Origin of the sequence: Leptospira fletcheri (assembly GCF_004769195.1) — a bacterium.
Taxonomy (GTDB): domain Bacteria; phylum Spirochaetota; class Leptospiria; order Leptospirales; family Leptospiraceae; genus Leptospira_B; species Leptospira_B fletcheri.
In genome coordinates this window covers 1,304,260-1,316,903 of record NZ_RQET01000004.1, presented here as the reverse complement: position 1 = coordinate 1,316,903, position 12,644 = coordinate 1,304,260, and the positions used below count along the sequence as shown (strand labels likewise).

Below are 12,644 nucleotides of genomic sequence, written 5' to 3'. Positions count from 1 at the left end.
TTAGAACCTCCCGCTTAAGGTCGCGAACCAATTTCTTCCCGGAAGAGGATACCCTACGATGTCTTCCACCTTTTTGTCTCCCGCATTCCGAAAATCCATCGTAAGTAGGAGTTCTCGAGGCGCTCTTTCCGCCGCCTTCCCCTCCTCCTCCGAAGAGGAATAGAGAACGAACGTCAAATACAGATTCCAGATCTGTCTCGCCGGCTGGTAATTGATGTATTCGTTGGTTCTATCCTTGAATACGGCGCCTACATAAACCAGTTCTACTCCGCCTTCCCATCTCTTCGTGCGGTAGCCTAACGTGGAAGAGAGTTCGTGTTTCGGTCGAAGCGGAAGGTATTTCCCTTTCAAATACGGCGCGTCGGAAGTGTTGATCGCCAATTGATAAGTATAATCGACCAGGAACTTCCAACCTTTGAACTCCGTTTTTTGGGAAACTTCCGCACCGTCTATCTTCGCGGAGTCTATATTTTCCGGTCTCAAGGTAAATTGAGAATTCGGAATGAAAAGAATCATATCCGAAATCCTTTTCCGGAAATACGAAACGGAAGCTTGGGACCGAAGATTTCCGGCCGAATACTTTCCCGAAAATCCGGCGTCCAAATTTCCGCTCTTCTCCGGTTTTAAACTATCGTTGGGTAATATGGTGCCGACTTCTCCGAACAATTCCAGAAAACTAGGGATCCTGTATTGCTTCGAAGCATTGGCTTTGAAATCTAAGGAGGCCGTTTGTGTTTCGAACAGCTTATACAGTACGCCTGTCTTGGGATTGGAAAAGGAAGTGCTCTTATTGGCCGACGCTAACGGATCCTGTCTCTGGAACCAAGGAGTATCGGTTTGGAAACGATCCTGATAAAGATCCCAGGAAACGCCTGGAGTAAGAATCAATGTTTCACCGAACAACCGGATCTCGTCCTCCAACTGAGCGGTCAGATAGGTACGGGATTTTTCCGGTTCATAAATCACATCTTGGTTATTGACGTTGCTCCTACTCCGGCCGAAGGTTTCTCTCTCCCATCCGAAATGGGTACGGACGATCTGCCCGTAATCCAGTAAATAAAACGTAGGAGTGGCTTGCAGACCGGATTGGTGGATCTTAGCCGAGGAATTGGGAGCGCCGGAAGAAAATTCCGATTTGGGATCATAGAGTTGGTCGTTCGCAAATGTGGTAAATGCCCGGGTCTCCATCCGGAAACGCCCGTCGAACAATCCTTTGGTGTCCGTGGAAACCGAAGAAGTGTTTCTGAGATACTTCCGGTGAACCCGGGTTGTCTGATTGGATGCCGGCCCCGGAATTCCCTGGGAACGATAATTTAGATCATTCCAAAATCGGATTTTCGTACGGCCTAGATCTCCGTCCAGGCCGAGCATTCCGGTGGATCTTTCGTATTGAGCGTTTCTCCTTCGATCTACTGTATCATCGTACGGATTTACGATCACTGTCCCGTGAGGATTCAAAAACGGAAAATTCTGATCGGATTTCTCTCCCAAAAAAAATAGGCTGGTGCCGATTCCTCCGTATGTTCCTGTATGTGCCAAGGTTCCTTTTCCCGTACCGAAACTTCCTCCTCCTAGGTTGATCCTTGTTTTCGGAAGTCCTGTGGATTTTCGAGTGACCAGGTTCACGCTTCCCCCGATCGCCGATCCGGAAAATCCGACGGGAGCCCCGCTGCGATACACTTCCACGCTTTGCAGATTGTCGAAGGGTAAATCGGCAAGATTGACCTCCCCTCCTTGGGAATTGTTAAAAGGAACACCGTCTATAAAAATCCGAGACTGGTTGGGATTCGTGCCTCTCAAGGAAAGCGTCGAATAAGAACCTAAGCCCCCGTATCTACGGACTCGAACACCGGCTTCCCTTTCCAAGACATCCGGCAAGCTAGTATAACGCGAACTATATTGGTCCAGATTGATGGAAGACTGGAATCCGCTCGGATTCTTCCGAAAATTTTCCGGCTGGGAAGAGTCGGCGACCTTACCCAAAACTCGGATCGGAGCGGATTCCTGCGTGGTCTGGCCTTGCGCGAAAATGGAGATAGAAAAAAAAGCCAACCCGAACAGGAAGAACCGGTTCCGGCGCAAATCAAAAGATCCGTCTTTAAGAAAAGTACCTGTATCTAAGGGGGCCAAAAATTTCTCCCGGACGGGAGAAGATACGAGCGGACTAAAAAAGGCGCGCGAAAGGACTTCCCGCCCGACCTTAATTCCCGAAAGTCCGACAATCGATAAGCGTTAGGACAGGTCTTCTGGCTCGTGCCGGAGATCGGCGCCTTCCCGTCCAATCGGACAGTGGCGGTTGCCGTCCCCTTTTAAAAGGCACTTACAGCTGCGGGCTCAGCTCCGGTTTTGCACCGGATTCCCTTTTTCCCTCTGCTTGCGAATCCAGCTTTCTTCTCGAAAGCGGCAAGGCAATCGCAAAAAAGATCGATTTGCCTCCTTTTCATTCGCAGAATGAAATATTTTCTTGAAGTCGTCGGGTCTAAAGCCAGAATGTTTGCATCCAAAATTCACGAAAAAACCCGGAGCATAGAACCCCGAATGAAACTGAACAATCTGTCACTATGGCTTTTCACCGGAATCGTACTCTTTTCCGCTTCTTCCGTATCCGCGATCGGAACCTACTCGGAAGGTTGGGCCGTAGCGAAACTGACCCAATTCGAAAGCAGAGGACTCATCTTCGATTCGTACGAAGGCACTCTGGAAATGATGTCCTTCGACGCGTCGGAAAAATGCGATGAAATGAAGGACGAATGCTTCACTCCGGTAAAGAAAAAAGTTCCTTTCAGCGTCAGACCCGAAACTACCGACGCGGTGAATTTTTTGAACAAGAGCCTAAATCAGGACGTACTCGTTCATTATAGAATCCATAGAATCACACCTCTCGCCTTGTCGACGGACTTCGAAGTCCTGTCGGCCCAAAAGCAGGAGACCGTTTTGACGAAAGAGATCGCGGAAAAACTCGCGGGGCCCAAGACGGGATCCAAGAGAAATTTTTCCGTCACCGGTAGGATTCTAAATTTAGAATATAAGGGAACCTTAATAGGAACGTACGAAGGAATTTTTCTGGACGAAACCAGGGGAAAGGTCCATCCGTTTTCCGTTACGAACGAGGACATCGCGAATTTCGCCTGGTCCGCGATGAGGTTCAACCTGAAATACTTCTTAGGGATCTCCGTCGCATTTACCACGGGAGCCAGGGAATCCCATTACGATCTGTTCGAAGTGAACTTTAAAAACCCGGCGGGAGCTTTGGAGTCGCCTCCACCGTCCAATTGACGAAAAAGAAGGGAAGACCGCGCTAACGGGTGGATCTTCCCTTCTTCAAAACGAAAACCTTAAGGCAGGACCGTTCCGTCGGAATGGATTTTCGGACCCTTACCGGGAAAATCCGCCTTGGTCAGGGATTGCAAGAGTTCTACCGTTTTGTTTTCGGGGTCCGGAGCCGGAACTCCGTTTTGGCTGAGCTGTAGAGGTAAAATTTTTCCTCTTACGAAATTTCCCTTCTGATCCAGATCCGCTTCCAATACCAAAGAATATCCGCCGTAACCCTTCGTGGAAAACACCCTGTACCCCAAAAAATTTCCCAAGGAATACGCGATCAATCTTCCTCGATAAAGTTCCATGGCCCTAGGCAGGTGAGGACCGTGACCGATAAATAGATCGGCCCCCGCATCGATCAATGCGTGGGACAGTGCGACTAGATTTCCCCTGTACTCGCCGTAAAACCTTTCCTGCTCGTTCTTGACGTGGAGCGCAGGACCTCCTTCCGATCCTCCGTGCACGGAGATAAAGACCAATTGGGCTTTTCTCTTTGCTTCCTTGACCAGGGCAACACCGTCCGCAATGTCGTTCACGTTATTGTGAGCGGCCTTCATGTGACTGAATCCGATCCAAGCAACCGTGGTATTCTTTACTGTCATGTAAGTGATGGCGCCTTTTTTTCCGGTGTACCGGAGTCCGGCGGCGGAAAGATTCTTAGCGGTATCGTCGAAACCTTGCTGGTGAAAATCCAAACTATGGTTATTCGCGATGGAAAGAACGTCGAAACCCACATCCTTTAGAATTTTTGCATACGAAGGAGGAGTCCGAAAAGCGAAGATCAGAGGGCGATTGATATTCTTGGAGGAGGTAGGATAATCCGTAAGAGTACTTTCGAAATTCGCAAAAAGGATGTCCGCACCGCGGAGGGAGGATTCCACTGAGGAGAAAAGAGTGTTTCTCGGGTCGGAAGGAAGTCGATTGTCGGGATAATTCGTTCCCATCACCAAATCGCCGACAGCCTTGATCTTGATCGTCTCCGTTTCGGCCCAAATCGGATTCGAAACGAAGGCCAAGAGGAGAATCGCACGACTCAAAAAAAACGGAATTCTCTGCATAGTGGGAGATTTTTCCGACCTTGATTTTCCGAAAAGCCGTTTTCGATGGTACCGAAACGCCGATCCTCAAGATAAAATTTTGGCCTCGGCTTTTCCCGAAGTACCGATGAGAAAACTATATGGACCGAATCCCTTGCAATACTTGCTATACGGAAGATTTTCGCCCTTTGTTTTCGAAGGCAAGTTCGCGAGGAGAAACGTTTCGTATCGTGGAATGCAAACGATGCGGTCTCGTACAAGTAAACCCTCAACCTTCCCCGGGGGAAGTGGCGAAATACTACGAGGATTCCTATTTTACCCGAAGGACGGACAGAGGGTACGATGATTATTATTCCGAATCCACGAAGAGGGAAATCTCCCGGGTGTACAATTTGAACCTAGGAGATCTGGATTTCTTTACCTGGGAAAAAAACCTGGGACCTTCCAAAACCGCCTTGGATGTGGGTTGTGCGGCGGGGTATTTTTTGGACTATTTGAGAGACCGGGATTGGCAGGCCAAGGGCCTCGACATCGCTTCCGGGCCGGTCGCTTTTGCCGTAAACGAGCTGAAATTAGATGTGGAACAGACGGACTTTCTGACCTGGGATCCCGCCGGAACAAAACAATTCGATCTAATAACCCTTTGGGCGAGCCTCGAACACCTCCACTACCCCAAACAAACCCTGGAAAAAATCCTTCTCCATTTAAAACCGGGAGGGAGATTGATTCTCTCCACTTGTCGTTACGGACTCTTGGCCCGCACTTTAGGTCCCAAATGGAGATACCTAAACGTGCCGGAGCACCTGTATTATTATAGCCTGGACGGAATCGAAAAGCTCTGCATGGAACTCGGATACTTGCCCCTCTCTCATATCAGCTATGGAAGCGGCCTAACGATGAGAAAGAATGCAGGTTGGAAATTCAAGGTGTCGAAAAAAATTTCGGACTGGGCCGTCAAGTTCTTCGACCAAGGAGACATGATGGCGCTCTCCTTCGGTAAGACAAAATATTGATCCGAATTCGGATTTCGCGGAACCGAAAAGTCGATTGCTAGTTCGAGCCGGGTTTTTCCTTCACTCGAATCACCTTGGTCGCGAAGATCACCTTATAGATCTCTTTTTTCGGTATGACGGACTCCTTCTTCTGTTCCCCTTCATCCCATTCCACTTGGATGTTATCCACGTCCTGGCTCAGGACCCTCGCCTCTTGGATCCTACCGGTCCGATAAATGATGGTGCTATAATTCTTGCCCGCAGAATCCGCCGGACTGCTCTTATCCAGATATTTCCGAAGGGAATCCTCGAAGGTTCTTTCGCTCTCCGCAAAAAAATCCGTCCTGGCCCTCTCCCTCTCGGATTCGAAAAAAGAATCATAATCCTTTTTATGAATGAATCGAGTGGTGGTATCGCATTCCGTAATCTTCACTTTTCGAACGGATACGGAGGATAAAAAACCCAAAACCAGGGAAAGAGAAACTTGGGGCCATTCCGCATAACTTTCCAAGACGTAAACTTTTCCTTCTTGCTTTGGCAAAGCAGGTTCCGAGGAAAGTTGCCATAGTCCGTAAAACGCGTACCAGCGATTGAATTGGCCGAGAGGAGAACAAGGTTGAGCGTCGGATTCTAGGGCGATTTTTTCCGGTTGGGAAAACTCCAGACGTTTCTCGAAGCTACAAGCGACCTGCAAACCTACAGAGCAGATCATCCAGAGAGCCGCAACCTTACGAGACGTTCCTCGTTCCATACGGGCAAGTTCGATGGATCCGACTCATCTAAGCAATCTATTTTGGGATTTTACTGGATTTTTATAGGAGCCCGAGCGGGAAGAAGTGTGAGTCGTTTTCGATTTCGTTTTGGAATGGGACGGAGTCGTGGACTTGGATCGAGGCAATCCTTCCCGAATAAGCTGGAAAAAGAAATAAGAAGGAATCAAAACGACCACAGCCAAAAAGAGAAATTTGGGAAGCAAGGATTCCAAAAAGGATTCTCTCAGAATTCCTAAGGTACGACGTTGGTTTTCCGATATTTTTTCCCGGTAATCGGTTCCGTGTTCCCGAGCCAGCGACTTCAATTGGATCGAACGCCAGATCTTTTCCAGAGGGTTCAAACGTTCCTCAAAAGCGGCTTCGGTACGAACCCGGTTCCATTTCAAACAACTTCCTACAAAAGCCGTCGTTATAAAAAGGAAAAGAGGCAAAAGAAGCATCACGGCAAAGGATACCGATCTTTTTTTCCTATTGGATACCTTTGGGGATGTCTTGGCCATAGTACTCTTTTCGGACGTTTCCCCTAGGGTCCTAAGTTCGCTGTTTTGGAAAAAAAAGATTTTCCGAAATTGCGGACGGGAACAAGGGAAAGGTATTTCGACTTGTATTTATTTCCTCCGATCGGAGCCTATCGTTTTCGAAAAATGCTCCCGTCTCGAACGCACTTCCCCAAGCTGTTTTTCCTACTCTTCCTATTGACCGATTGTACTACGGTGGGGTTCCACAGGGAATCCGTACGAAACTCGCTGGAATACGGCAAAACACAAACCCTCAAAGTATGCGTTTGGAAGGACGAAAACGTCTCCACGGAAAGGATCTCCTCCTTGATGGATTCCTGGAACGACGAATTAGCGTTGTATCGACTGAGAGCGGAAACGGTACGTATCACGGAATGGAAACGCCGGGGGTGGACCGGTATCGCGATCTTGGAAGATCTAGTTCATGCTCCCCTCCCCGAAGGTTGCGATCGGATCTTGGCGTTCGCAGGAGCGAAGAGTACGGATTATTTCTATCAGATCGCCCAGATCGTTTTGGCCTTCTTCTTCATTCCTTTACCGGAAGTCTTAGGGGCCGTGGACAGAAACACAGGATCGAGAGGATACGTATTGGCCCATTGGTTTTCTCTAAACCAACTTTTCTGGAGCACACCTTCCGCGACCTTAGTGCACGAAGGATATCATCTATTGGGTTGCGGACATTCCTTGTTTCTCTCCGAATGTTATACGAAAATACGGGAGATCAAGGAAGCGGGTCTAACGGAGTCGGCTCGGAACGACCTCTTCTTCCCCGCCAAAAATCCGAGAGGCGGATATTTCCTACAAAGAAAAGATCTGAATTCCTTCTTTTTGGGGGAATGATCCGATTCCTGCTTTCAGGAAAGAAAGCCGCGGGAATTTTGGAAGAATGAACGGAGAAGAAACAAGATCGTCGTACCGGTTCTTTTCCGGAACGGGAGAAGAAGCAAAAGGATTTCTTTATGCACTCGCGGGAACCGTTCTCTTTTCCTCCAAGGGAGTTTTGGTAAAGCTGGTATACGGATACGGAATCGACTCCGTTACGGTGCTGACGCTTCGAATGCTGTTCGCCATTCCGTTTTTTGCATTCGTTCTCTACCGGGAATCGAAACGTACCGAGAACCTTCCCATCTCGCCGAAGAATTACAGAAATGTGGTATTCCTGGCTTTCATCGGGTATTATCTGGCCAGCTTCTTCGACTTTTGGGGATTGGAATACCTCTCGGCGTCCATAGAAAGATTGGTATTGTTCACGTATCCTGCGATCGTTCTGCTATTGAGTTTTCTTTTTCTAGGAAAGCGGGCTCATACGGTGGAATTGTACGCGGTGGCGCTCACATATTCCGGTATCCTCCTGGCATTCTTGCCGGACGCAAAAGCGGAAGGTGGCAAAGCTTTCCTAGGAGCAGGTCTGGTGTTTCTATCCGCTTTGGCCTATTCCGTTTACTTGATCGGAAGCGGGGAATTGATTCCGAAATTGGGATCCCGTAGATTCACGGCTCTCTTGATGCTTTGGTCCGGAGCCTTCGTGATTTTCCATTTTCTAGTCACGAAGAATTGGAAAATTCTCGTCGAACAACCTTGGCAAGTCTACGCCTACGGTCTTGCTTTGGGATTTCTAACCACGGTTCTGCCCGCCTTTTTGACCACGGCCGGAATCCAAAGAATCGGCTCCAGCAAGGCTTCGATCGCGGGAAGCGCGGGTCCGATCTTCACACTTTTTCTCTCCGCAGGTCTTTTGAACGAAAAGATCACTCTGGAAAATCTAGCGGGAACGATTCTCGTACTCTCCGGAGTGTTTCTGCTGGGCCGCAAAAAGGAAAGACAATGATTAGGCGGTAATATCCAGAACCAACATCGCCATATCGTCTCCGAAAGAACCTTCCGAAAAAGAGAACACTTCCGAAACCACCTGCTCTATATATTCCTCCGGAGAAACGACGTTTCTATGTTCCAAAAGAATGGAATGAAATCCGGGAAGATCCAGGATCCTTCCTTGCGCGTTGAAGATTTCGTACATCCCGTCCGAGTAAAATACGATTCTGTCCCCGGTTTGCAGCTGTACGGATTCGTTGAAGTATTCGATGGAATCGAAGATCAATAGAGGCAGGTTCATCCCTTTCAACTCCTGCATTTCCTTTCCCCGAAAGAGAAGAATAGGCGGATGCCCGGCGTACGAATAAACCAATTTTCTTTCCAAGGGAAAGAACCTAGCCCAAACGGCGGCGATATGGTGTTCCACCACCATAGGCTTGAGATCCCGAACGAATTGCTGGATTCCGTCCGCGGGAGAAATCCCCGTCTTTGCATGGTGACGGAAAGAGAGGACCGCCATTCCGGAAACCATAGCCGAGGAAATCCCGTGACCGGAAACATCCCCGAATAGAATATCCACCACTCCCGTCTCGTGCTGTATATAAGTGATGATATCACCGCCTACCTTTTCGAAAGGTCTGAAATAACTTTCGATCCGATAAAAGGGAGAAGAAGGAAAATCCCGGGCGACCAAAGAACGCTGCGTCAACCTGGCCAATTCCAAATCGTGGTTCATTCTCTCGTAAAAGTCGTTTAAGTCCGCCTCCTTTTTTTTTCGATCGAAGGCCAAAACGATCAGGTCCGAAACCAATTTCAGAACGTTGATATCTTCCTGCGTCCAGAGCTTTTGCCCTCTGACGGAATCGAATCCCACGAACCCGAGATCATCCTCGTTGGAAAGAAGAGGAGTCACTACGCCCGAGCGGGAGGAAAGACGCAAAAAGAAGGATCGAAGGGATTCGTCCGATTTCGGAACTTCGTCCGCGGAATTCATAAGCAAAAAACCTTGGGAACGCAAAAGAATCAGGCTTTCCTTACGTAACTCCTCGACCGTAAGATTTTGCAGTCGGTGCATTTTCGACTCCGCACCTTCCGCGCACCATTCGTGAGTGTTGGATACCGTCAGCCCCGAATGTGTGTATAAAAACACATAGGCCCGGTCCGCATCGCAGAACTTACCTAATCTGGACAACGCGAAATGGATCGCTTCGTTCGTACCGCTCGGAGCGGTTCTCAAAAAATTTCTGGCTATTTCGCTTAACAAACTTTCCAGTTCGAGAGTCCGTTTTAACCTTCTCTCTGCGCTTCTGAGAAAAGTGACGTCCTTTTGCACTCCCCAGGCTCGGACTAATCTACCTTTCTCTATGATTCCCAGCGCCGTATTGAGGAAAAATTTCCGCTTTCCGCCGGTATCCACCTCCACCGATTCCGAATCGTGAGTCTTGTAACCGGATCTTATGAATTCAGATAATCCGATCCTGTTAAACCGGTTTTCGAATGCCAAAAAATCCTTTAGCAGCCGACCCTTGATTTCCTCCGCATTTCGATAGCCGTACATCCTGGCCATGGTATCGTTGCAATGGGTCAGCCTGGCGGTTTCGTACAGGATTTTTACCTGTTCCTCCAAAGGTAGGCTTACATCGACCGGAGGCTCCAACTCATAGCACCAAATTCCCTCGGGAGTTCTAGTAATATAACCTTCGATTCGCTCGATTTCCTCGAGTCGTTTCCTATATTCCAAGTGCCAATCCTTACCTAGATTCCGAACGCCGATCGTTTCGAGCCTTCCTCTTAATATCGGCCGTGGAAAGTCTGAAATTTTCCCCGTTTTTTTCCCGGGAACCGGAGATTTGTCCGGGAGAATCCGTAAACTATCCCCTATCGAATCGCGGAGGAGCCCCCATGAAAACCCAGCAGAAAAAACAGATCAATCAGGAGAAAATCGCAGCCCTAGCCGAAATTCTCGCGGACAAACTCATCGAAGAAATCCGGAAAAGGGCGGAAGAAAAAAACCGAAACTTTCCGAAGGAAGCGGCCTAATCCGGTAGGAAAACCGGTTGCAAGGGACATTTCCCGGGCGATATTTCGCTTGTTCGGAGGTGGAAATGTCCCTCGGATTGATTTCCCGTTTTTTACGCAAAATTTCCTTATTTGCAGTCGTTTGCGTGTCATTCTCGTTTTACGGCTGCGGTTATAATACCATCCAAATCCAGGACGAAAACGTCAAAGCGGCTTGGTCGGAAGTATTAAACCAGTACCAAAGAAGAACGGACCTGATTCCGAATCTGGTCAACACGGTCAAAGGTTACGCCTCCCAAGAAAAGGAAGTGCTGACCGAAGTAACCAAGGCAAGGGCCAGCGTGGGTTCCGTCCAGGCGACTCCGGAAGTACTGAACGATCCCGAGCTATTCAAAAAATTCACGCAAGCCCAAGGACAAATGACTTCCGCACTTTCTCGTTTGATGGTCGTGGTGGAGAAATATCCGGACCTGAAGTCCAACCAGAATTTTTTGGACCTCCAAGCGCAATTGGAAGGAACGGAAAATAGAATCACGGTCTCCAGAAACCGGTACATCCAGTCTGTACAGGAATACAATGTGACGGTCCGCACGTTTCCGAATGTGATCACGGCGAAAATATTCGGATATTCCCCCAAACCGAATTTTACCGTGGAAAACGAAAAGGAAATTTCCAAACCCCCGCAGGTTCAGTTTTAAGCGGAAAGTCTTTTGAAGCGCGCCTTCTTATTCCTTGTATTTTTCTTTAGTGTAAGATCCGTTCTTTCGGAACCGATCTCTTTGCCCGAGCTGCACCACCGAGTCACGGACCTGACAGGAACCTTAAGCTCGGAAGAGATTTCCTCTTTGGAGGAAAAATTGAAAAGCTTGGAAGAACGCAAAGGAAGCCAGGTAGCGATCCTCGTACTCCCCACTACGGGGGAAGAAAGCATCGAACAATATTCCATCCGACTGGCCGAGAAGTGGAAGGTGGGTCGAAAATCCATCGCGGACGGGGTGATCTTTTTAGTCGCGAAGAACGATCGAAAGATGAGGTTCGAAGTCGGAAGAGGCCTGGAAGGAGCGATTCCGGACGTACTTTGTAAGCGGATTCAGATCGAGTATGTCCGACCTCTCTTCAAGGAAGGAAAATACTATGAAGGCATCGAGATCGGAATCGAAAAAATCATCGGTTTGATCGAAGGAGAACCCTTACCCGAACCCACTCACACTACGTTTCACGAAACACCGCAAGGGAAAATCGGTCTGACCGGATACTTCCTCCTCCTGGCCGGGGTCGCAATTTTCGTCGGAATCTTTTTCCGAAGAATGTTTTCCTTCTTCAAGGCGGTGGCAGCAGCAGGTATAGGTTATTGGGTCGGAGGATTATTGGGGATTTCCTTCTGGACCATGCTTCCGGTCCTGATCGTATTCTTCGTCATACTTCTGGTGCTTTATTCCGCCTGGAATAGCGGGATGGGTGGAGGATCTTCCTGGGGTTCCTGGGGAGGACCGGGCGGCGGGTCTTCTTGGGGTTCCTCTTCCGGCGGAGATTCCGGCTGGAGCGGTGGCGGAGGCGATTTCGGAGGCGGCGGTTCCTCCACGGATTGGTGACACATGAGCGAAAGTACTTCCCGTTTTTCCCGTTTTTTAACCCATCTAGCGGCGAGCGTGACCGAATTCCTGGTTACTCCGCTCGGACATGCGTTCGAATTGAATTTATTAGGAAAATATTTTAAAAAGGAAGATCTCAAAAGAATCGGAGAGATCGTTTCCGAATCCGAAAAACTCCATAGAGGAGAGATACGCGTCGCGATAGAAGCCAAACTTCCTCTCTCTCAAATCTGGTCGGGAAAATCCGCCAGAGACCGCGCGCTCGAAATGTTCTCCTTCCTGAAAATTTGGGATACGGAGGAAAATACCGGTATCCTGGTCTATTTGCTCTTGGCCGAAAGGAAGATCGTGATCCTTGCCGATCGCGGGATTTACGGAAAGATCGGACAAACGCAATTGGACGAGATCGCGAAGGAAATCGGAGAAGGCTTTAAAACTTCCGAACACAAGAAAAGTCTAGCCCAGGGAATCCGAAAATTAACCGAGGAACTTCGAAAGCATTTTCCTGCGGGAGAAAAAAATCCGAACGAACTCCCGGACGATCCTTACCTCGCCTGAATCCTTTTCGCGATTTCTCTCGGAT

General features: G+C 48.7%; 13 protein-coding genes and 1 riboswitch. Of the genes, 8 read left to right on the top strand and 5 right to left on the bottom strand.

The features are described 5' to 3' along the window. Nucleotides 1-2,082, bottom strand: a complete 2,082-nt coding sequence (locus EHO60_RS09520) for a TonB-dependent receptor plug domain-containing protein (RefSeq protein ID WP_135767862.1) — start codon at nt 2,080-2,082, stop codon at nt 1-3. Between the two features lie 138 nt (nt 2,083-2,220). Further along, nucleotides 2,221-2,397, bottom strand: a riboswitch (cobalamin riboswitch). 141 nt (nt 2,398-2,538) lie between these two features. Between EHO60_RS09520 and lsa26 the strand changes: the two genes are divergently transcribed. Next, nucleotides 2,539-3,276 carry a surface adhesion protein Lsa26 gene (lsa26, locus tag EHO60_RS09515; protein WP_135767861.1) on the top strand — a complete coding sequence of 246 codons (738 nt, stop codon included), beginning with the start codon at nt 2,539-2,541 and terminating at the stop codon, nt 3,274-3,276. 59 nt (nt 3,277-3,335) lie between these two features. Here lsa26 and EHO60_RS09510 read toward each other — a convergent pair whose 3' ends face one another. After that, nucleotides 3,336-4,376, bottom strand: a complete 1,041-nt coding sequence (locus EHO60_RS09510; protein ID WP_135767860.1) for a CapA family protein — start codon at nt 4,374-4,376, stop codon at nt 3,336-3,338. 119 nt (nt 4,377-4,495) lie between these two features. On the opposite strand from EHO60_RS09510, the gene EHO60_RS09505 reads away from it, so the two are divergent. After that, nucleotides 4,496-5,368 carry a class I SAM-dependent methyltransferase gene (locus EHO60_RS09505; protein ID WP_135767859.1) on the top strand — a complete coding sequence of 291 codons (873 nt, stop codon included), beginning with the start codon at nt 4,496-4,498 and terminating at the stop codon, nt 5,366-5,368. Between the two features lie 37 nt (nt 5,369-5,405). Here EHO60_RS09505 and EHO60_RS09500 read toward each other — a convergent pair whose 3' ends face one another. After that, a complete protein-coding gene (locus EHO60_RS09500) occupies nt 5,406-6,098 on the bottom strand; it encodes an LIC_13076 family protein (protein WP_246028221.1) in 693 nt (230 codons plus the stop codon). A gap of 24 nt (nt 6,099-6,122) precedes the next feature. Beyond that, nucleotides 6,123-6,506 carry a hypothetical protein gene (locus EHO60_RS09495; protein ID WP_246028220.1) on the bottom strand — a complete coding sequence of 128 codons (384 nt, stop codon included), beginning with the start codon at nt 6,504-6,506 and terminating at the stop codon, nt 6,123-6,125. A 258-nt stretch (nt 6,507-6,764) separates the two neighbouring features. Between EHO60_RS09495 and EHO60_RS09490 the strand changes: the two genes are divergently transcribed. Then, complete coding sequence (locus EHO60_RS09490; protein ID WP_135767858.1) at nt 6,765-7,478, top strand: hypothetical protein; 714 nt, start codon at nt 6,765-6,767, stop codon at nt 7,476-7,478. Nucleotides 7,479-7,524: 46 nt separating this feature from the next. Continuing rightward, entirely contained in the window at nt 7,525-8,466 is a 942-nt protein-coding gene (locus EHO60_RS09485; RefSeq protein WP_135767857.1) for a DMT family transporter, read from the top strand. On the opposite strand, the gene EHO60_RS09480 is transcribed toward EHO60_RS09485, so the two are convergent. Then, a complete protein-coding gene (locus EHO60_RS09480) occupies nt 8,467-10,191 on the bottom strand; it encodes a SpoIIE family protein phosphatase (RefSeq protein ID WP_246028219.1) in 1,725 nt (574 codons plus the stop codon). Between the two features lie 161 nt (nt 10,192-10,352). Between EHO60_RS09480 and EHO60_RS17130 the strand changes: the two genes are divergently transcribed. The 4 genes from EHO60_RS17130 to EHO60_RS09465 all read left to right on the top strand — a co-directional run bounded on the left by EHO60_RS17130 (nt 10,353) and on the right by EHO60_RS09465 (nt 12,619). Then, a complete protein-coding gene (locus EHO60_RS17130) occupies nt 10,353-10,490 on the top strand; it encodes a hypothetical protein (RefSeq protein ID WP_167880179.1) in 138 nt (45 codons plus the stop codon). A 65-nt stretch (nt 10,491-10,555) separates the two neighbouring features. Further along, nucleotides 10,556-11,167 (top strand): LemA family protein, encoded by a 612-nt coding sequence (locus EHO60_RS09475; protein ID WP_135767855.1) that lies wholly within the window; start codon nt 10,556-10,558, stop codon nt 11,165-11,167. A gap of 12 nt (nt 11,168-11,179) precedes the next feature. After that, a complete protein-coding gene (locus tag EHO60_RS09470; RefSeq protein WP_135767854.1) occupies nt 11,180-12,061 on the top strand; it encodes a TPM domain-containing protein in 882 nt (293 codons plus the stop codon). A 3-nt stretch (nt 12,062-12,064) separates the two neighbouring features. Then, nucleotides 12,065-12,619 (top strand): TPM domain-containing protein, encoded by a 555-nt coding sequence (locus EHO60_RS09465; protein ID WP_135767853.1) that lies wholly within the window; start codon nt 12,065-12,067, stop codon nt 12,617-12,619. Nucleotides 12,620-12,644: the final 25 nt, after the last annotated feature.

What these genes read in the sequence shown, in the direction of transcription:
- EHO60_RS09465 (WP_135767853.1), top strand. Translation starts at nt 12,065, where the DNA reads ATGAGCGAAAGTACTTCCCGTTTTTCCCGTTTTTTAACCCATCTAGCG.
- EHO60_RS09475 (WP_135767855.1), top strand. Translation starts at nt 10,556, where the DNA reads ATGTCCCTCGGATTGATTTCCCGTTTTTTACGCAAAATTTCCTTATTT.
- EHO60_RS09505 (WP_135767859.1), top strand. Translation starts at nt 4,496, where the DNA reads ATGGACCGAATCCCTTGCAATACTTGCTATACGGAAGATTTTCGCCCT.
- EHO60_RS09490 (WP_135767858.1), top strand. Translation starts at nt 6,765, where the DNA reads ATGCTCCCGTCTCGAACGCACTTCCCCAAGCTGTTTTTCCTACTCTTC.
- EHO60_RS09485 (WP_135767857.1), top strand. Translation starts at nt 7,525, where the DNA reads ATGAACGGAGAAGAAACAAGATCGTCGTACCGGTTCTTTTCCGGAACG.
- lsa26 (WP_135767861.1), top strand. Translation starts at nt 2,539, where the DNA reads ATGAAACTGAACAATCTGTCACTATGGCTTTTCACCGGAATCGTACTC.
- EHO60_RS09510 (WP_135767860.1), bottom strand. Translation starts at nt 4,376, where the DNA reads ATGCAGAGAATTCCGTTTTTTTTGAGTCGTGCGATTCTCCTCTTGGCC.
- EHO60_RS17130 (WP_167880179.1), top strand. Translation starts at nt 10,353, where the DNA reads ATGAAAACCCAGCAGAAAAAACAGATCAATCAGGAGAAAATCGCAGCC.
- EHO60_RS09500 (WP_246028221.1), bottom strand. Translation starts at nt 6,098, where the DNA reads ATGGAACGAGGAACGTCTCGTAAGGTTGCGGCTCTCTGGATGATCTGC.